Annotated in this window: 21 protein-coding genes; 16 read left to right on the forward strand and 5 right to left on the reverse strand. The window is 65.8% G+C overall.

Going from position 1 to position 17,122, the window contains the following annotated elements; all coding sequences use genetic code 11:
• Window position 1: 1 nt before the first annotated feature.
• Genes N805_RS09875 through gspD form a run of 10 tightly spaced genes read left to right on the forward strand, consistent with a single transcriptional unit; the run spans window position 2 to window position 8,126 of the window.
• Window positions 2-1,201 carry a type II secretion system F family protein gene (locus tag N805_RS09875; RefSeq protein ID WP_028613743.1) on the forward strand — a complete coding sequence of 400 codons (1,200 nt, stop codon included), beginning with the start codon at window positions 2-4 and terminating at the stop codon, window positions 1,199-1,201.
• A gap of 10 nt (window positions 1,202-1,211) precedes the next feature.
• Window positions 1,212-1,634, forward strand: a complete 423-nt coding sequence (gspG, locus tag N805_RS09880; RefSeq protein ID WP_028613742.1) for a type II secretion system major pseudopilin GspG — start codon at window positions 1,212-1,214, stop codon at window positions 1,632-1,634.
• A gap of 2 nt (window positions 1,635-1,636) precedes the next feature.
• Complete coding sequence (locus tag N805_RS09885) at window positions 1,637-2,077, forward strand: GspH/FimT family pseudopilin (protein WP_028613741.1); 441 nt, start codon at window positions 1,637-1,639, stop codon at window positions 2,075-2,077.
• Entirely contained in the window at window positions 2,074-2,436 is a 363-nt protein-coding gene (locus tag N805_RS09890; RefSeq protein ID WP_028613740.1) for a prepilin-type N-terminal cleavage/methylation domain-containing protein, read from the forward strand. Before N805_RS09885 ends, N805_RS09890 begins: the two co-directional genes overlap by 4 nt.
• Complete coding sequence (locus N805_RS09895; protein ID WP_028613739.1) at window positions 2,433-3,041, forward strand: prepilin-type N-terminal cleavage/methylation domain-containing protein; 609 nt, start codon at window positions 2,433-2,435, stop codon at window positions 3,039-3,041. Before N805_RS09890 ends, N805_RS09895 begins: the two co-directional genes overlap by 4 nt.
• Window positions 3,038-3,751, forward strand: a complete 714-nt coding sequence (locus N805_RS09900) for a general secretion pathway protein GspK (protein WP_028613738.1) — start codon at window positions 3,038-3,040, stop codon at window positions 3,749-3,751. The genes N805_RS09895 and N805_RS09900 overlap by 4 nt, the downstream gene beginning before the upstream one ends.
• Window positions 3,748-4,791 carry a general secretion pathway protein GspL gene (locus N805_RS09905; RefSeq protein ID WP_155412685.1) on the forward strand — a complete coding sequence of 348 codons (1,044 nt, stop codon included), beginning with the start codon at window positions 3,748-3,750 and terminating at the stop codon, window positions 4,789-4,791. Before N805_RS09900 ends, N805_RS09905 begins: the two co-directional genes overlap by 4 nt.
• Window positions 4,772-5,386 carry a type II secretion system protein GspM gene (gene gspM / locus N805_RS09910; RefSeq protein WP_028613737.1) on the forward strand — a complete coding sequence of 205 codons (615 nt, stop codon included), beginning with the start codon at window positions 4,772-4,774 and terminating at the stop codon, window positions 5,384-5,386. The genes N805_RS09905 and gspM overlap by 20 nt, the downstream gene beginning before the upstream one ends.
• Complete coding sequence (locus N805_RS09915; protein WP_052751906.1) at window positions 5,383-5,895, forward strand: hypothetical protein; 513 nt, start codon at window positions 5,383-5,385, stop codon at window positions 5,893-5,895. The genes gspM and N805_RS09915 overlap by 4 nt, the downstream gene beginning before the upstream one ends.
• On the forward strand, window positions 5,892-8,126 hold the full coding sequence (gspD, locus tag N805_RS09920; protein ID WP_046811320.1) for a type II secretion system secretin GspD: 2,235 nt from the start codon (window positions 5,892-5,894) through the stop codon (window positions 8,124-8,126). The genes N805_RS09915 and gspD overlap by 4 nt, the downstream gene beginning before the upstream one ends.
• 50 nt (window positions 8,127-8,176) lie before the next feature.
• On the opposite strand, the gene nikR is transcribed toward gspD, so the two are convergent.
• Window positions 8,177-8,602 (reverse strand): nickel-responsive transcriptional regulator NikR, encoded by a 426-nt coding sequence (nikR, locus tag N805_RS09925; protein ID WP_028613735.1) that lies wholly within the window; start codon window positions 8,600-8,602, stop codon window positions 8,177-8,179.
• An 87-nt stretch (window positions 8,603-8,689) separates the two neighbouring features.
• Here nikR and nikA point away from each other — a divergent pair, with 87 nt between their 5' ends.
• From nikA to N805_RS30985, 6 genes are read left to right on the forward strand one after another with little or no spacing between them, the layout of a single operon-like run.
• On the forward strand, window positions 8,690-10,264 hold the full coding sequence (nikA, locus tag N805_RS09930) for a nickel ABC transporter substrate-binding protein (protein ID WP_028613734.1): 1,575 nt from the start codon (window positions 8,690-8,692) through the stop codon (window positions 10,262-10,264).
• Between the two features lies 1 nt (window position 10,265).
• Complete coding sequence (nikB, locus tag N805_RS09935; RefSeq protein ID WP_028613733.1) at window positions 10,266-11,207, forward strand: nickel ABC transporter permease subunit NikB; 942 nt, start codon at window positions 10,266-10,268, stop codon at window positions 11,205-11,207.
• A complete protein-coding gene (gene nikC / locus N805_RS09940; RefSeq protein ID WP_028613732.1) occupies window positions 11,204-12,049 on the forward strand; it encodes a nickel ABC transporter permease subunit NikC in 846 nt (281 codons plus the stop codon). Before nikB ends, nikC begins: the two co-directional genes overlap by 4 nt.
• Window positions 12,050-12,820: a nickel import ATP-binding protein NikD gene (gene nikD, locus N805_RS09945; RefSeq protein ID WP_028613731.1), complete on the forward strand. Its 771-nt coding sequence runs from the start codon at window positions 12,050-12,052 to the stop codon at window positions 12,818-12,820. It abuts the gene before it with no gap.
• The gene (gene nikE, locus N805_RS09950; RefSeq protein ID WP_230685714.1) at window positions 12,817-13,701 is read left to right on the forward strand and encodes a nickel import ATP-binding protein NikE; all 885 of its coding nucleotides are present in this window, start codon (window positions 12,817-12,819) and stop codon (window positions 13,699-13,701) included. Before nikD ends, nikE begins: the two co-directional genes overlap by 4 nt.
• Entirely contained in the window at window positions 13,658-13,765 is a 108-nt protein-coding gene (locus tag N805_RS30985; protein ID WP_230685732.1) for a hypothetical protein, read from the forward strand. Before nikE ends, N805_RS30985 begins: the two co-directional genes overlap by 44 nt.
• Window positions 13,766-13,793: 28 nt before the next feature.
• Here N805_RS30985 and N805_RS09955 read toward each other — a convergent pair whose 3' ends face one another.
• Genes N805_RS09955 through N805_RS09970 form a run of 4 tightly spaced genes read right to left on the reverse strand, consistent with a single transcriptional unit; the run spans window position 13,794 to window position 17,111 of the window.
• Entirely contained in the window at window positions 13,794-14,576 is a 783-nt protein-coding gene (locus tag N805_RS09955; protein ID WP_028613730.1) for a cyclase family protein, read from the reverse strand.
• A complete protein-coding gene (locus tag N805_RS09960) occupies window positions 14,573-15,559 on the reverse strand; it encodes an NAD-dependent epimerase/dehydratase family protein (RefSeq protein ID WP_028613729.1) in 987 nt (328 codons plus the stop codon). The genes N805_RS09955 and N805_RS09960 overlap by 4 nt, the downstream gene beginning before the upstream one ends.
• Window positions 15,550-16,542, reverse strand: a complete 993-nt coding sequence (locus tag N805_RS09965; protein WP_028613728.1) for a fumarylacetoacetate hydrolase family protein — start codon at window positions 16,540-16,542, stop codon at window positions 15,550-15,552. The genes N805_RS09960 and N805_RS09965 overlap by 10 nt, the downstream gene beginning before the upstream one ends.
• Window positions 16,539-17,111 (reverse strand): cupin domain-containing protein, encoded by a 573-nt coding sequence (locus tag N805_RS09970; RefSeq protein WP_028613727.1) that lies wholly within the window; start codon window positions 17,109-17,111, stop codon window positions 16,539-16,541. Before N805_RS09970 ends, N805_RS09965 begins: the two co-directional genes overlap by 4 nt.
• Window positions 17,112-17,122: the final 11 nt, after the last annotated feature.

Consider the following 17,122-nt stretch of genomic DNA (forward strand, 5'->3'; position numbering starts at 1 on the left):
GATGCCGGTATATGCCTACAGCGCGCTGGACAGCGAAGGCCGCAAGCAGCGAGGCGAAGTGCAGGCCACCGACCAGGCACTGGCCGCACGCCAGTTACACCAGCGCGGCCTCCTGGTGCTCAGCCTCAAGCCAGGCAGCCGCCTGCTGCGCGCCGGCAGCCAACGCAGTGTGCTCAAGCCTGCCGAGCTGATCAGCTTCACCCAGCAGCTCACCACCTTGATCAGTGCCGGCCAGCCACTCGATAAAGCCCTGGCCACCTTGCTGAAGAACCTGCGCAAGCCCGCGGCAAAGGCCTTGCTCGAACGCGTGCGGGGCCAGGTCAAGGCCGGCCAGCCGTTGTCACTGGCCCTCGAGGAGCATCCGGCGACATTCACCCCGTTCTACACCAGCCTGGTGCGTGCCGGTGAAGCCGGCGGCGTATTGGAAATCACCCTGGCGCAACTGGCCAGCTACCTGGAACGCAGCCATACGTTGCGCGCCGAAGTGCTCAACGCGCTTATCTATCCGGCGTTTCTGGTGATCGGTGTGATCGGTTCGCTGGGCTTACTGCTGGCCTACGTGGTGCCGCAGTTCGTGCCGATCTTCCAGGACCTCGGCGTGCCGATCCCCTGGGTAACCCGGGCCATCCTGGCGTTGGGCGACGTGGTCAACGCCTGGGGGCTGGTCAGCCTGGGCACGCTGAGCGCAACCTTCTGCCTGCTCCTCGCGATACGCCGCAATCCGCAACGGCGCATCGCCCAGGACCGCTGGCTGTGGCGCAGCCGACTGCTCGGTCCACTGCTGCAGAAACTCGAAACCGCACGACTGGCGCGAACCCTCGGCACCTTGCTGAGCAACAGCGTCGCCCTGCTTGCTGCGCTGTCGATCGGCCGCGATGTCAGCGCCAACCATGCGTTGCGTGAATACGTCGGGCAGGTTGGCGAAGCGGTCCGCCAGGGCGGCAGCCTGCCTCATGCGCTGGCTGCCGACCCGCTGCTGCCTGACCTGGCCTTGCAGATGATTGAGGTCGGCGAGCAATCCGCCAGCCTCGGCGCCATGTTGCTCAAGGTCGCGGATGTGTACGACATCGAAAGCAAACGCACCATCGACCGCCTGCTGGCGGCCCTGGTGCCGACCCTGACCATCGTAATGGCGGTACTGGTGGCAGCAATCATGCTCGCCATCATGCTGCCGCTCATGAGCCTCACCAGCACAATCTAGGAAACCGCCCATGCGCTCCCGCTCCCGTTCTACCGCCCGCCAGGCGGGCTTCACCCTGCTCGAAATGCTCGCGGTCATCGTCCTGTTGGGCATCGTCGCGACCATCGTTGTGCGCCAGGTCGGCGGCAACGTCGACAAGGGCAAATACGGCGCCGGCAAGGCGCAGCTGGCCAGCCTCAGCATGAAAGTCGACAGCTATGCCCTGGACGTCGGTGCCCCGCCGGCCAACCTCGACCAGCTGCTACACAAGCCCGCCACCGCTAGCCAGTGGGCCGGCCCCTACGCCAAGCCGTCCGACCTGCTCGACCCGTTCGGGCATGCCTTCGCCTACCGCTACCCTGGCAAGCATGGCAGCTTCGACCTGATCTTCCTCGGCCAGGACGGCGCCCCGGGCGGCGAAGGCTACAAGGCCGACCTGGGCAACTGGCAGTAACCATGGGCGCGCCGCGGCACCACCAGCGTGGTTTCACGCTGTTCGAACTGTTGCTGGTGATCGTGCTGGTGGGCGTGGCCACGTCAATATTGGCGGTCGGCGTCGGCCGCGGCTTGCACAGCGCCCAGGAACGCACTGCCCTGTCGAACATGGTCAGCGCCCTGCGCAGTGCGCGCGTGCAGGCAATCGGCAGCGGCCGGCCAGTGCGTGCCGGCTTCGACCTGCAGCGGCGCCAGGTATTGATGGCCGGGCATGCACCCGCCGGCTGGCCTGAAGATTTCACCGTGCGCCTGAACACCGCCGAAGGCCTGGGCGCCGCATTCGAGTTTTACCCTGATGGCGCTGCCAGCGGCGGCAACATACAGATTGCCCGTGGCGAGCGGCGCTGGCGCATCGACGTCGGCTGGCTGACCGGCCGCGTGACGCTAAAGGCACTGCCATGAACAGGCAGCGCGGCTTCACCCTGCTGGAAATGCTCGCCGCTATCGCCCTGCTGGTGATCGCCGCGTCGGTCCTGCTCGGCGCCTTCGCCCAGAGTGGCCGCTCGCTGCAACAGGTGGCGCGCGCCGACCGACACGACAGTGCCGCACGCTCGCTGATCGATGACTTCGACCTCGGCGCACTCGAGCCCGGCCCGCAGCGTGGTCGCTGGCAAGGCCTGCCGTGGACCCTGGAGGTGAGCCAGGCAGTGACTTCGCCAGGGCGCGTAACCCTGTACCGGCTCGACCTGACGGTCGGTGAAGGCCGTCACGCCTCACACTACAGTACCTTGCGAGCCCGCACCTCAGAGGCGGGGCAATGAAGCGCCAGGCCGGCTTCACCCTGCTGGAAGTACTGGTGGTGATCAGCCTGCTGGGGCTGCTGCTGGGCCTGGTCGGCAGCGCCCTGGTAGCCTCGACCCGCGCAGTGGCCAAAGCCCAGCGCTACAGCGACAGCCTGGATGAACGCCGCGCCGCACAACGTTTTTTGCGCCAGTCCCTGAGCCAGGTACTGCCGCTGACCGGGCGCACGGCCGAAGGCCGTCACACCAGCACCTTCGAAGGTGCCGGCGACAGCGTGCTGTTCTATGCGCCACTGCCAAGCTCGGTGGGGGGTGGGTTATACCGCCAGCGCCTGCGGGTAAGCGGCCATCGCCTCGAAGTGCAATTGGCCAGGCTCGATGGCCGACAGCTGCAGGCATGGGGCGAGCCACAGCGGCTGCTGGATGGCGTCGAAGCGTTGAGCCTGCACTACCGCGGCTACACCCCGCTGGGCAAGGCGACCGGCTGGCTGACGCAATGGCCCTGGCCAGAGCGGGTGCCGCAGGCAATACGGGTGGACCTGCGCCTGCACGGCAGCCAGCAAGCCTGGCCCACCCTGCAGGTGAACCTGCTGCTGGACCTTTCCGGCGACGGAGGCCGGCCGTGAAGCGCCAGCGCGGTGCCGCGCTGTTGCTGGCGTTGTGGGTGATCGCGCTGCTGAGCGTGCTGCTCGGTGGCCTGGCCGTGGCCGTGCAACTGCAACAGCGCCAGGCCCTCTGGCAAGGCCGCCAGACCCAGGCGGCACTGGCCGCACAGGCCGGCCTGGAGCTGGCCGTGGCCAATCTGCTGGGGCACGGGCCCCAGCGCTGGCAGCCCGATGGCCAACTGCATGCCGAGCAGTTCGCCGGCAGCACCCTGCGCATCAGGGTTACCAGCGAACGCGGCAAGCTCGACCTCAACGCGACCCCGGTCGCACCGCTCGAACGTCTGCTGCGCGCCGCTGGCGCCAGCGCCGCTCGGGCCAAAACCATCACCCACGCTTTAAGGACGAGGCGCAACCAGGTACCCCTGCGAATGCTCGAAGAATTTCGCCAACTGCCCCGCATGGACTATGCGCTCTACCAGCGCGTGCTGCCGTCGATAACCGTGTGGGCCGGCACCGCCGAGCCCGACCCGGGCCTGGTCGAGCCGCAACTGGCCCGTGCGCTCGGCCTTCGCCGGGGCCAAGGCCAGGCCTCCGACCCCGGGCAGATCCTCAGCGTCTACAGCGAGGCGACCCTGGCAGGTGGCTTTGCCGCGCATGTGCAGGCCACCTTCGTGCTGCTACCGGCCCACGCGGGTGGCAAACCGTATCGCGTGTTGCGGTGGCAGGAATGACCCTCGTGCCCCCACGCTGCTCGGCAGCATTTGCCGCCTACCGGCGATCCTGCGCTGCAGGTTGGCAACGGAGCCTTGCCAGGCGCTGGCTGCTGGCCTGGCGCATGGAGCTGACCGGGCTGTTACCGGCCGTGCTGGCCGAACGCCTCGTTCGGCGCAATGCGCCGCAGGTACTGCGCTGGCCCTTGCCAACCGAGCTTCAGGCCAGCTACCCCGCTGTACTTGTGCTCGATACCCGGCAAGTGCTGGCGCAGCGCATCAGCCTGCCGCTGGCGGCCACGCGCAACCTTGGGGAAGTGCTGACCTACGAAATCGACAAGTACACCCCCTATACCGCCGAACAGGTTCACTTCGTCGCCCGGGTGGTGCGCCGACAGCCACCGAACGCCGAGGTCGAACTGGTGGCCATCGCCCGCCAGCGCCTTGATGCCCTGCTGGAAGCGTGCCGTGAACGCAACCTGCCACTGGTGGCCATTGACGTTCAGGGCAGCGACGGCCAGCGCCTGGGGCTGGACCTGCTACCCGCAGGCAGCGATACCGGCCTGGCCCGCCCTTCCCGCCTTGATCAAGGCTTGTGGCTGAGCCTGGCGGCCTGCTGCCTGCTCTTGGCCGGCGCGTTCATCGACCAGCGCCAGAACCTGGTGGCAGCCATGCAGCAGCAAGTCGCCAGCCAGCGCCAGGCGGTGCAGCACATCGAACAATTGCGCCAGGCACTCGACAGCAGCGTCGGCGCCGCCTCGTACCTGGCCAGCCGCAAGGCCGGCCAGCCCACCGTCAGCGCGCTGCTGGCGGACCTCACCGGTTGCCTGGGTGACGAAACCTGGATCGAGCAACTGGAAGTCCACGAAACCGGCGAGGTCACGTTCTCCGGCCAGAGCGCGCGCAGCAGCGCCCTGATCACCCAGGTCAAGGCCTGCAAGACCCTGGAGCATGCCCAGTTCCAGGGGGTGATCCTACCGGACAAAGCCACAGGCCAGGAGCGTTTTTCGATCAGCGCCCAGCTCAAGCGGGAGGTGCCCCATGCGCCCGTTCAACCCTAGGGAACGCAAGATCGTCGCGCTTGGCGTGCTCGGCCTGTTGCTCTGGGCCGGCTGGTATCTGTTCGTCGACAGCCTGCTGCTTGCCCCGCTGCGCGACCTCGACGAGCAGGCGCAGACACTGCGTGAACAACAACGTCGCTACGCCAGCCTGATGCTTCAGCAGCCGCAACTGGAAGCGCGCCTCAGGCAGGCGCGCAACGACCCGGCGCAGCGCAACAGCCTGCTGCCCGGTGACGACCCCAACGCCGTGGCTGCCGATCTCATGCAATACGCCGTCGAGCAGGTCCGCCGCCAGGCCTCGACCGGTGCAGGCTGCGAGGTGACCCAGCGCATGCCGATTGCCCCCGCCGAACGCGATGATGCCCAGGCCGAGCCCTATCGGCCGGTCAAGGTCAGCCTGACCCTGGCCTGCGCCATCGAACCGCTGGCCGCACTGCTGCATGCCTTGGAGTACGGCCAGCCGAGCCTGTTCATCGAGCAGCTGAGCATCCGCCGCAGCACCAGCACTGCAGCACAGAGCCCGGCCGGGCACCTTGAAGTGCACCTGCTGATTCGCGGCTACCTGCAGGCAGCAGGCCAAGGGGGCAAGCCATGAAAGTACCGGCCATGCGCCTGGCACTGCTGACCGCCAACGTGACGCTGCTGGCCAGCGTAGCCTGGGTGTTCGCGACGCCCGCCCAGCCACACTGGTTCGAAGCGCATGCACGCTCGAACACCGCGCCAAGCCAGCCGCCCGTGCGCCTGGTCGAGCCGGGCAAAGCGCAGCTGGCGGCCGTGTGGCTGCACCCGCTGTTCAGCCCGGGCCGCCAGCCGGACGCCCATGGCCCGCAAGGGCAGGCTCCGGCGCTGGCTGGCATGATCCTGAGCGGTGTGCTGCTGGACGGCGAAAGCCGCTTCGCATACCTGCGCGAAGGCCGCAAACCGACAACCAAGGTGGCCCTGGGCAGCACCCTCGCCAGTGGCTGGACCTTGAGCCAGCTCGGCACCACCAGCGCCACCTTCACCCGCGCCGGGCAAACCCAAACGCTCAGCATGCCGTTGCTGCGCCTGCCGCCGCCCTCCACCACTCCCGCCATCACCCTTCCGCGTACGACGACACCATGACCATGCCGCATTTCCCCCGTTTCTCTCTCCTTACCCTGCGGGCTCCTTTGCTGGGCCTGAGTGTTGCCGTCACATTGGCCGGCTGCGCCCTGCCGCGGCAAGATCTACACGGTGACCCGGCGCTGCTGCAGGAAGCTCTGGAAGGTGCCGATGCGCCGGCGCCGGCGAGCAAACCGGACGACACCCCGGTTGCGCCCAGGGAGAGCACCGCGCCCACCCGACAGATCATTCAGGGCAACCAGCGCTTCACCCGCCCCGCCAGCAGGCCGGCGGCCAGAGCCGCCAGCGACCAGGGCGATATCGTCTTCAACTTCACCGACCAGCCGATCGAGGCGGTGATCAACAGCGTGATGGGCGATCTGCTGCATGAGAACTACAGCATCAGCCAGGGCGTGAAAGGCAGTGTCAGCTTCTCCACCTCCAAACCTGTGAACAAGCAGCAGGCGCTGTCAATACTGGAAACGCTGCTGTCCTGGACCGACAACGCCATGATCCGCCAAGGCGACCGCTACGTGATCCTGCCCGCCGACAAGGCAGTGGCCGGTAAGCTGGTCCCAGAAGTCGCCGTGGCGCAGCCCCCAGGCGGCCTGGCTGCGCGGCTGTTCAACCTGCGCTACATCGGTGCCAGCGAAATGCAGAAGCTGCTGCAGCCGTTCGTGCGTGACAATGCCTTCCTGCTGGTGGACCCGGCGCGCAATGTGATCAGCCTGGCCGGCACCCCGGAGGAACTGGCCAACTACCAGGACACCATCGACACCTTCGACGTCGACTGGCTCAAAGGCATGTCGATCGGCGTGTACGGCCTGCAGCGCGCCTCGGTGGCCGAACTGATGCCGCAACTGCAGAAGCTGTTCGGCCCGGACAGCGGCATGCCGTTGTCCGATATGGTCAAGTTCATGCCCAACGAGCGGACCAACTCGATTGTCGCTATTTCGTCGCAGCCGCAGTACCTGCAAGAGGTCGGCGAGTGGATTCGGACCATCGACGAAGGCGGTGGCAACGAGCCGCAGCTGTTCGTCTACGACGTGCGCAACATGAAGGCCGCCGACCTGGCGCGCTACCTGCGCCAGATATACGGTTCGGGCAAGGTCAGCGACGACACGGCGGCCAAGGTCGCCCCGGGCCTGAAGACCACCAGCCTGACCTCGCTGAACGGCACCGGCGCCCAAGGCCTGAACGGCAGCGGTATGACCGCCCAGGCTGACAAGGCCGACGACGAGCAGAGCGAAGCGTACGACGAGCCCTCCGACCAAGGCAGCGACAGCGAAACAGGTAGCGCGTCCGCAGAAGCGGGCGAAAGCGATGCCAAGAGCCTTGCCGAGTCGGTGCGCATCACGGCGCAGAAAAGCAGCAACCAGCTGCTGGTGCGCACCCGACCGGCACAGTGGAAAGAAATCGAAGCCGCGATCAAGCGCCTGGACAGCCCACCCCTGCAAGTGCAGATCGAAACCCGCATCCTCGAGGTCAAGCTCAGCGGCGATCTCGACCAGGGCGTGCAGTGGTATCTGGGCCGCCTGGCAGGCAATTCGTCCAGCACCAGCGTGGCCAACGAAAGCGGCAGCCAAGGTGCCTTGGGCGCCGGTGGCGTGGCGCTGGGCAGCAGTTCGATGTTCTACTCGTTCGTCAGCAGCAACCTGCAAGTCGCCTTGCGCGCCCTGGAGACCCGTGGCCTGACCCAGGTGCTGTCGGCGCCATCGCTGGTGGTACTGAACAACCAGCAGGCGCAGATCCAGGTCGGCGACAACATCCCGATCAGCCAGACCACCGTCAACACCAGCACCTCTGACACCACCCTGAGCAGCGTCGAATATGTGCAGACCGGGGTCATTCTCGACGTGGTGCCGCGCATCAATCCAGGCGGGCTGGTGTACATGGACATCCAGCAGCAGGTCAGCGACGCCGATGACAGCGCGGTGACCACCACCCAGCCCAACCCACGCATCTCCAGCCGGGCGGTGTCGACCCAGGTAGCGGTGCAGAGTGGCCAGACGGTCTTGCTCGGTGGCCTGATCAAGCAGGACAACACCAAGTCAGAGACCCGTGTACCCGGGCTGTCGAGAATCCCAGGCCTCGGCTGGCTGTTTGGCAGCAGCTCCAAAAGTCGCGACCGTACCGAGCTGATCGTGCTGATCACCCCCAAGGTGGTGAACAACCCCGAGCAGGCACGCCAGGTCACCACTGACTACCGCCAGCAAATGCAGTTGCTGAGGAGCCAGGTCAAAGGAACATGACAGCAGCCCTTGCGTTCTGGAGATGCAGGGCCGGTATGGCGGTTACGTGCTCATGAACCTGGGCGTACCTTCAGCTGCCTCGGAGCCGGGATCATCTGCACTTGGCCATGTTCCACACCGCGCTCGACCATCAATTGGCGAGAAAGCTCGCCAATGGGGCCGCTTTCGCCCTGCAGCACAGAGACCTCCAGGCAGTGGCCGGCATCCAGGTGCACATGCAGGGTGGATCGGGTCAGATCGTGGTGGGCATGCAGGGTCTGGTTGAGCCGCCGGGGCAATTCGCGTGCGCTGTGGTCGTACAGGTAACTGACCACGGCCACGCAGGCGGCATCGTCCGGCAATGCTTCAGACTCGCGCATGCCTGCACGCAACAGGTCGCGAATGGCCTCCGAACGGCCCTGATAGCCTTGGGTCGCCACCCGCCGATCGATGACGTCGAGCAGCTCTTCATCCAGCGTGATGGTGATTCGTTGCATTTTGTAACTTCCAGTAAGATGATTTCACGTAGACATCATACCCACCACGCCTTAGCCTACGGCCTCCGTGAAAGTGGGGGACGCAGTGTGAAGCAGCAGCCAGGTAAACGAAAGCCCGCCCTATGGGGCATCCTTTTTCTAGCTGCGTGTGCTGTTGCACCGGCCAGCCGCGCCGCCGAGCAAGGGCCACGGCTGGTGTATTCGTGGCCTGTGAATGCCGGGCCGCTCGACCCGCGTGGCTACTCCCCAAACCAGATGTACGCCCAGGCCATGGTCTATGAGCCCCTGGTGCGCTATACCGCCGCCGGTACGCTGGAGCCTTGGCTGGCTGAGGCCTGGCAGGTTTCGGGTGACGGCAAGACCTACACGTTCACGCTTCGAGACGGTGTGCGGTTCAGCGATGGCACCCCATTCGATGCGCCGGCGGCCAAAGCCAACCTCGATGCAGTGTTGGCCAACACGCAGCGCCACCGCTGGATGGAGCTGGTGACCACCCTGGACCACGTTGAAGCACCTGAGCGCCTGACCCTGCGCCTGATCCTCAAGCACCCCTACTACCCGACGCTGATGGAACTGGCCCAGGTTCGCCCATTACGCTTTGCCTCGCCTCAGGCAAAACCCGGCCAACCCGCCGGCACCGGTCCGTGGATGCGCGCCGAATCGCGCCTGGGCGAATACGACCGCTTCGTGCGCAACCCTTATTACTGGGGACCAAAGCCGGCCTACAGCGAGGTCATGGTCAAGGTCATTCCAGACCCCAACAGCCGCGCGCTTGCCCTGCAGGCCGGCGAGGTCGAGCTGATCCAGGGCGCCGCCGGCGAGATCACGGCCGGCACGTTCGTGCGTCTGCGTGACCAGGGCTTTGCCACCGCACTGTCGGCACCGCTGGCCACCCGCACGCTGGCGATGAACACCGGCCGTGGCGCCACCCGCGATCTGGCGGTGCGCCAAGCGATCAACCAGGCCGTGGACAAGCAAGCGATCATCGACAAGATCCTCTACGGCCTTGAGCCCCGGGCAGATACCCTGTTCGCCAGCAACATGCCCTACGCCGATATTGGCCTCAAGCCCTACCCTTACGACCCTGCGCTCGCCGCCCGCGCGCTCGACGCTGCCGGGTGGGCCTTGGCGCCAGGCGCTTCAGTGCGCAGCAAAGGCGGCGAACCGTTAGCCATCGAACTGGTGTTCCTCGGCACCAGTGCCTTGCAGAAGAGCCTGGCCGAAGTGCTGCAGGGCGAGCTGGCGAAAATCGGCATCCACATCGACCTGCGTGCGGTTGAAGAAGGGGCGTTGGTACGGCGCCAGCGCGACGGCGACTTTGACATGATCTTCGCCGACACCTGGGGTGCGCCCTACGACCCGCATTCGTTCGTCAGCTCCATGCGCTACGCCGGCCATGCCGACTACATGGCCCAGCGGGGGTTGGCAATCAAGGACGAACTGGACAAGCGCATTGGCCAGGTGCTGGCCAGTACCGACGAACAGCAGCGTGCCGAGCAGTACCGCTTCATCCTCACCACCTTGCACCAGCAGGCCGTCTATTTGCCCATCTCGCACCTCACAGCCATCAGCGTGCGCCGTGATTCGGTGGCCAAGGTCCAGTTCGGCAGCACCTTGTTCGATGTGCCGTTCGAAACCATGACGCCAAAACAGGAGGACTGACATGTTGCGCTACATCCTGTTGCGCCTGGCGCTGCTGGTGCCGGTCATGCTTGGCGTTTCGTTGCTGGTGTTCGTGCTGCTGCACCTGGGCAGCACCGACCCTGCGCTGGACTACCTTCGGCTTTCGCACATTCCACCGACCGACGCAGCCATTGCCGAAGTTCGCCATACCCTGGGCCTGGATCGCCCACTGTATGCGCAATACCTGAGCTGGCTGTGGAACGCCGTGCATCTGGACTTCGGCATCTCCTATATCACCGGCCGCCCAGTGCTTGACGACCTGCTCTACTACCTGCCCGCCACCCTGCAATTCGGCGGCCTGGCGTTGGCCTGCACGCTGCTGCTGTCGATCCCCTTGGGGCTGTTGGCTGCACGCTGGCAAGGGCGCTGGCCCGACCACGCCGTGCGGGCAGTGACCTTCCTGGGGGTGTCGATGCCTAATTTCTGGCTGGCGTTTCTGCTGATCGCGCTTTTTTCCCTGTGGCTGGGCTGGTTGCCGCCGTTGGGGCGCGGCGGGGCCGGGCACCTGGTGATGCCGGTGCTGGCGATCGCCTTGATGTCGATGTCGATCAACGCCCGCCTGCTGCGCGCCAGCTTGCTTGAAGCCGGCGGGCAGCGGCACGTCACCTATGCCCGTGCCCGCGGCCTGCCCGAACGGTATGTCTGGCGCGACCATATCCTGCGCAATGCCTGGTTGCCGCTGGTGACGGCCACTGGCATGCACATCGGCGAACTGATCGGCGGCGCACTGGTCATCGAGACGATCTTCGCCTGGCCCGGCGTTGGTCGTTTTGCGGTGTCTGCAGTGCTGAACCGCGACTTCCCGGTGATGCAGTGCTTCACCCTGCTACTGACCGGTCTGCTGATGATCTGCAACCTGATAGTCGATGTCTGCTACGCCTGGCTTGATCCTCGCAGCCGGCTGGAAGGGGTGAACGCATGAGTGTGCAGTCTGCCCTGCGTCAGCCATTGCGGCTGCGCCGCCCCAGCCTGATGATCGGCCTTGCCCTGGTCGGCCTGCTGGTATTGCTGGCGCTGTTCGGCCACTGGATCGCCCCGCATGACCCCGACCTGGTCGACCTCAGCCAGCGCCTGCAGGCCCCTGACGCCAGCCACTGGCTGGGGACCGATCACCTCGGGCGCGACCTGCTTTCGCGGCTGATCGTCGGCACGCGCCTGTCCTTGGGCAGCGTGATGCTTACCCTGGCACTGGTGCTGGCGCTTGGGCTCGCGGTCGGCGGTGTGGCCGGGTTTGTCGGCGGGCGCACCGACCTGCTGCTGATGCGCCTGTGCGACATGTTCATGACCTTCCCCACGCTGGTACTGGCATTCTTCTTCGTCACCTTGCTGGGCACCGGCCTGAGCAACGTGATCATCGCCATCGCTTTGTCCCACTGGGCCTGGTATGCGCGCATGGTGCGCGGCCTGGTGATTGCCCAGCGCGGCCGCGAATACGTATTGGCTTCACGCCTGGCCGGCGCTTCACGCTGGGCGCGGCTGCGCCAGCATGTGCTGCCCAGTATCGCCGGCCCGCTGCTGGTGCTGGCAACCATGGACATCGGCCACATGATGCTGCACGTCTCCGGCCTGTCGTTCCTTGGCCTCGGGGTGGCGCCGCCCAGCGCCGAATGGGGCGTGATGATCAACGACGCCAAGGAATTCATCTGGACGCAACCGCAACTGCTGCTGTTACCAGGGCTGATGATCTTCTTCTCGGTGATGGCCTTCAACCTGCTGGGCGATGCCCTGCGCGACCGCCTCGACCCAACACAGGAGCACCGTTGAATGAAGCCGTCAGTACTTGAAATCCGCGGCTTGCGCATAGAGGCCCAGGCGGGAGTGCTGGTGCACGGTGTTGACTTGCAACTGCGCCGCGGCGAAGTCTGCACGTTGGTCGGTGCAAGTGGCTCGGGTAAATCCCTCAGCTGCCTGGGTGTGCTCGACCTGCTGCCGCCAGGCCTTGTCCGCACCCACGGGCAACTGCTGCTCGACGGCCAGCCGCTGGCTGCAAGCAATGTCCGAGGCTGCCTGGCCAGCCTGGTACTGCAAAACCCTCGCAGCGCCTTCAACCCGGTGCGCAATATGGCCAGCCATGGCCTGGAGACGCTCAGGCAACGGGGCATCACCGGTGCAGCAGCCCGCGCGCGCATGGCCCACTGCCTGGATGCGGTAGGCCTGGCGGACCGTGAGCGGGTACTGCAATCGTTCGCCTTTCAACTCAGCGGAGGCATGCTGCAACGGATGATGATCGCCCTGGCGCTCATGGCCGAATCCCCTTTCCTGCTGGCTGATGAACCCACCAGTGACCTCGATGCCTTGAGCCAGGCGCGTTTTCTCGACCTGTTGATGGAGCTGGTGCAGGTGCATGGGCTGGGGGTGTTGCTGGTGACTCACGACATGGGCGTGGTAGCGCGCTGCGCAGACCAGGTCGCCGTGATGGAGGCCGGGCGCATTGTCGAATGCCAGCCGGCCCATGAGCTTTTCCAGAGCCCCGCCAGCGCCACTGCCCGCACCCTCCTCCACGCCCACCAGATCCTTTGCCGGAGCCAACCATGAGCCTGCTGCATGTCCACCACGTTGGCCATCGTTATCGCACCGGCGGGCTTTTGCACAAACGGGGCTGGCTGCAGGTACTCGACGGTATCGACCTGCAACTGCACGCTGGTGAGTCCATCGGACTGCTAGGCAGCAGCGGCAGCGGCAAAAGCACACTCGCGCGACTGCTTCTCGGGCTGGAAAAACCGGCACAGGGCCACGTGAGCTTTGCCGGGCAGGATGTCAGCCAGCTCAGAGGTGAACAGGCGCGCGACTTCCAGCGCACGGTGCAACTGGTGTTCCAGGACGCCCCCGGCGCCTTCAACCCACGGCGCAGCATCGGCTGGAGCATCGCCGAGCCGTTGCGCCACCTCACTGACATGGATGAAGCCGGCCGGCAAGCGCGTACCCTTGAACTGCTAGTGGAACTGGGCCTGCGCGCCGAGCATGCCCAACGCCTCCCTCAGCAGTTGAGTGGCGGCCAGTTGCAGCGGGCCAACATCGCCCGGGCGCTGGCTGCCTCGCCGCAGCTTGTGGTACTCGACGAAGCATTGTCGAACCTGGATCGGCTACTGCAGTTGCAGGTCCTGCAGCAGCTGGAAGCGCTACGCCAGCGCAGTGGCACCGCCTTCGTGCTGATCAGCCATGACCTGAGCCTGGTGCAGTACTTCTGCCAGCGGGTCGTGCTGCTGCACAATGGTCGCATCGTGGAGCAACGCCCCGTCACGCACGACCTGTGCTTTGCGCACCCAGTAGGCCGGCAGTTGCAGTCGGCCATGTTGCCTGCCCGCCCGCAAAAGGAGCCTTCAGCGCAGGGGCTGCCAACAGGTGCTGGTCAGCAGCTACCACTTTACACGCCTGAAAGCCTCAGTCTGGATTGTGGTCACCGGTTGCGACGATGACTACCTTTACTTGCATGATCCCATGTGCACCACAGCCGCCAGCGTGTACGCGCTGACGTGCTGACGTGCTGTCGCGCATGATCACAAACCCCTTACTCGAATATCGCGACGGCGCGGACAAACCCCGCCGAAGCATGGCGGATCTTGTAAGGGAAGCAGCTGACCAGGAACCCGTACGCTGGCAGTTGCTCCAGGTTGGCCAGCTTCTCCATCTGCCCATAACCGATATCCCGGCCCGCCTTGTGCCCCTCCCAGATGATCGAGGCATCCCCCGTTTCATGGAAGCGCTCACGGGTGTACTTGAACGGCGCATCCCAACTCCAGGCATCGGTGCCGACCACCCTCACCCCACGCTCCAGCAGGTACAACGTCGCCTCGCGGCCCATGCCCACACCGGCGTCAAGATAGCCAGGCTGGCCAAACAGGCTGCCGGCGCGGGTGTTCACCAGCACGATGTCCAGCGGCTGCAGTTCATGGCCGATGCGCGCAAGCTCGGCCTCGACCTCTGCCGCCGTGACCACGTGACCATCCGGCATGTGTCGAAAGTCCAGTTTCACACCAGGCTGCAGGCACCACTCCAGCGGCATCTCGTCGATGCCGTAGGCCGGGTTGCCACCGTCGGTAGTGGATGCGTAGTGCCAGGGCGCGTCCATGTGCGTACCGCTGTGGGTGGTGATCTGCAGGCGCTCCGCCGCCCAGGACTCATCACCTGGCAAGTCTTCCTTGCGCAGCCCGGGAAACATCGCCGCCATCTCCGGCCAGCCCTGCTGGTGGTCCATGTAGTCGATTTTGGGCAGCAAGGGCGGTGGATCGGTGTAGGGGTTGTTGTCCAGGGTGACAGACAGGTCCAGCAAACGACGTGTATTCATGTTCATGCAACGATTCCTTTGCGTTTGGCCGCGCGGCTGCTGCGTCGCGGCGGCAGGTCGAGGGCGTTGCGCAACAGCGCAGCCACCGACCCGTCGTGGCAGAAACCAAGCTCGCGGGCCTGGGTCGAACGTAGCGGCGGGTAGCTGCCGAACAGCGCTTGCAGTTGTGGATCAGGCTCGAAGCTGATGCCGGCGCCGTTCGCCTCGCCAAAGCTGGCCGCAAGCCCCGACAGCACCTGGGCGATGGAAAGATGCAACACCGGCAACTGCCAGATACGCTGGCTGCCGGGGTTTTCCAGCTCGGCGGCACGCAGCAGGTTGTCCACGCAGCAACGGGCCGACATCCACCAGGCGTGCGCATCCGGCGAGACCGGGCAGGTGTAGGTATCCCCTGCCGCATAGGCATGCAGCAGGTCGCTCATGAACGCCGAGCGCAAACCGTTCGGCTCACGCGGCCGGGCGATGATGCCGGGCAGGCGCAAGCCGCGGCCGTTTACCTCGCCACGCCGGGCCAGGTCCTGCAAGGCGATTTCCACCATGCGCTTGTGCGCCCCATATGAAAGCTGCGGTGAAGCCGGCTGGTCTTCGTCCATCCGTGCCGGCAGCTCGCCGCCATATACCGCGACACTGCTGGCGTACACCAGTACTGGCGGGCGCTGGGGGTTGCGCAGCTGATTGAGCAGCTCCAGGCTGGCCTGCAGGTTCACCTGGTAACCCAGCTCGTACTGCGCCTCGGCCGCACCACCGGGCACACTGACCAGGTGGAACACCACGTCGACACCATCGGCCAGCACCCTGCGCAGCAAGGCGGCGTCGGTCACACTGCCGCGATGGCGGCGCAACCGCGCATCCTCAGGCAAACCGTCCAGTGCCTGGTCCAGCACCAGCAACGCCTCGATACGCTGCCCGCGCACTTCACCCGCCTGCAACAGGCGCTGCACCAGCTTGCGACCAACGAAGCCGTTGGCGCCGGTGACCATTACTCGCATGGCCAACCTCCCCGTACGACACGCTGATCAATGGCACCGAACAGCACCTCATCCTTGCCTCCCCGGGCCTCCATGCGCACACGGTCGCCAAAGCGCATGAAGGCTGTACGGGGTGCACCGGACGCAATGGTTTCGATGGCGCGGCGCTCGGCGATGCACGCCGACCCTACGCTGCGCTCAGCATTGGAAACCGTACCAGAGCCGACCAGCGTGCCGGCACTCAAGCGCCGCGTCAGCGCCGCATGGGCGATCAACTGGTGAAAGCCAAAGTGCATGGCGCCGCCATGGGGATGACCAAACCACTCACCGTTCCATTCCACGCGCAACGGCAGGTGCACCCGGCCATCGCGCCAGGCTTCACCGAGCTCATCCGGGGTCACCGCGACCGGCGCGAAGCTGGTGGCAGGCTTGGCCTGAAGGAAGCCGAAACCGGTCTTCATTTCCCGCGGGGCCAGCGCGCGCAGGCTGACGTCGTTGAGTTGCAGCACCAGGCGCACGTGCTGCAGGGCCTGCGACGCCGGGCAGCCCATGGGCACGTCATCGAGCAGCACGGCGAACTCGCCCTCGAAGTCGATGCCATGCGCCTCGCTGGGCAGAGGGATGTCCGCACGTGGTCCAAGGAAGTCGTCGCTGGCCCCCTGATAGATCAGCGGCGTGTGCTCGACACCTTCGATCGGCTCCAGGTTGAAAGCCTTCTGCATCAGCTCGCCGTGGCTGAGGAAACAGGAGCCGTCCAGCCACTGGCTGGCGCGCGGCAGGGGCGCGGCCAACTGCGCCAGGTCGAGATCGAAGGCTGCTGTGGCTGCGTCGTCATTGAGCCGCTGGTACAGCGCCTGCAAACGTGCCTCGACCTGAAGCCAGTTTTCCAGGGCAACTTGCAGGCTCGGGGCGATAGCGCTGGCGTCCACTGCCCGTTCAAGATCACGGGCCACCACCAGCAGGCGGCCATCGCGGCTACCGTCGTCTAGGGTCGCGAGCTTCATGGCAGCAACGCCTTGAGGTCATCGGCATAGCGGCCGTCGAGCAGGATGAAGACCATGCGGGCCATCTGCTCGCTGCGGTTGCTCCAGGCATGGTTGGTGCCGCGCTGGACCACGATGTCGCCACGTTTGAGGTGCACCTCGCCGTCGTCGAGCACCAGCCACACCTCGCCTTCAGTGACGATGCCATAGTCCAGCGTCTGGGTTCGGTGCATCAACTTGTGCCGGGAGTCGGCCTTCCCCGTACCGGCACTGGCCTGCCCGATCTCGGCAAAGGCTGCCGCCGCCGCTTCGGCACTGACCTGGTTCTGTACGCTGTCCGGCGGAATATCCACCACGCGCATCACGCTGCCCAGCGCGGCAGGGCTCAGCTGCAGCGGCTGGGCCGTAGGATCATCGCCGTTATCCAGCAGCGCCGGGCTGCCGACACTGTTCCACACCTCGTAGAACAGGGTGCCGGGCACCGCCTTGAGCGGGAAGTTGTTCGGCGTCGGGCCGCAACTGGCCACGACCGCCTGGCCTTGCGCATCATGGCCGGTGACCACGCGTTTGAATGCAGGAAGCGATTGCATGCTGTCTCCTT

Origin of the sequence: Pseudomonas putida S13.1.2 (assembly GCF_000498395.2) — a bacterium.
GTDB classification, from domain to species: domain Bacteria; phylum Pseudomonadota; class Gammaproteobacteria; order Pseudomonadales; family Pseudomonadaceae; genus Aquipseudomonas; species Aquipseudomonas putida_Q.

Bases quoted from the DNA above. Each gene is read 5' to 3' on its own strand.
- N805_RS09875 (WP_028613743.1), top strand. From the start codon at position 2: ATGCCGGTATATGCCTACAGCGCGCTGGACAGCGAAGGCCGCAAGCAG.
- gspG (WP_028613742.1), top strand. From the start codon at position 1,212: ATGCGCTCCCGCTCCCGTTCTACCGCCCGCCAGGCGGGCTTCACCCTG.
- N805_RS09885 (WP_028613741.1), top strand. From the start codon at position 1,637: ATGGGCGCGCCGCGGCACCACCAGCGTGGTTTCACGCTGTTCGAACTG.
- N805_RS09890 (WP_028613740.1), top strand. From the start codon at position 2,074: ATGAACAGGCAGCGCGGCTTCACCCTGCTGGAAATGCTCGCCGCTATC.
- N805_RS09895 (WP_028613739.1), top strand. From the start codon at position 2,433: ATGAAGCGCCAGGCCGGCTTCACCCTGCTGGAAGTACTGGTGGTGATC.
- N805_RS09905 (WP_155412685.1), top strand. From the start codon at position 3,748: ATGACCCTCGTGCCCCCACGCTGCTCGGCAGCATTTGCCGCCTACCGG.
- gspM (WP_028613737.1), top strand. From the start codon at position 4,772: ATGCGCCCGTTCAACCCTAGGGAACGCAAGATCGTCGCGCTTGGCGTG.
- N805_RS09915 (WP_052751906.1), top strand. From the start codon at position 5,383: ATGAAAGTACCGGCCATGCGCCTGGCACTGCTGACCGCCAACGTGACG.
- gspD (WP_046811320.1), top strand. From the start codon at position 5,892: ATGACCATGCCGCATTTCCCCCGTTTCTCTCTCCTTACCCTGCGGGCT.
- nikR (WP_028613735.1), bottom strand. From the start codon at position 8,602: ATGCAACGAATCACCATCACGCTGGATGAAGAGCTGCTCGACGTCATC.
- nikB (WP_028613733.1), top strand. From the start codon at position 10,266: ATGTTGCGCTACATCCTGTTGCGCCTGGCGCTGCTGGTGCCGGTCATG.
- nikC (WP_028613732.1), top strand. From the start codon at position 11,204: ATGAGTGTGCAGTCTGCCCTGCGTCAGCCATTGCGGCTGCGCCGCCCC.
- nikD (WP_028613731.1), top strand. From the start codon at position 12,050: ATGAAGCCGTCAGTACTTGAAATCCGCGGCTTGCGCATAGAGGCCCAG.
- nikE (WP_230685714.1), top strand. From the start codon at position 12,817: ATGAGCCTGCTGCATGTCCACCACGTTGGCCATCGTTATCGCACCGGC.
- N805_RS09955 (WP_028613730.1), bottom strand. From the start codon at position 14,576: ATGAACATGAATACACGTCGTTTGCTGGACCTGTCTGTCACCCTGGAC.
- N805_RS09960 (WP_028613729.1), bottom strand. From the start codon at position 15,559: ATGCGAGTAATGGTCACCGGCGCCAACGGCTTCGTTGGTCGCAAGCTG.
- N805_RS09965 (WP_028613728.1), bottom strand. From the start codon at position 16,542: ATGAAGCTCGCGACCCTAGACGACGGTAGCCGCGATGGCCGCCTGCTG.
- N805_RS09970 (WP_028613727.1), bottom strand. From the start codon at position 17,111: ATGCAATCGCTTCCTGCATTCAAACGCGTGGTCACCGGCCATGATGCG.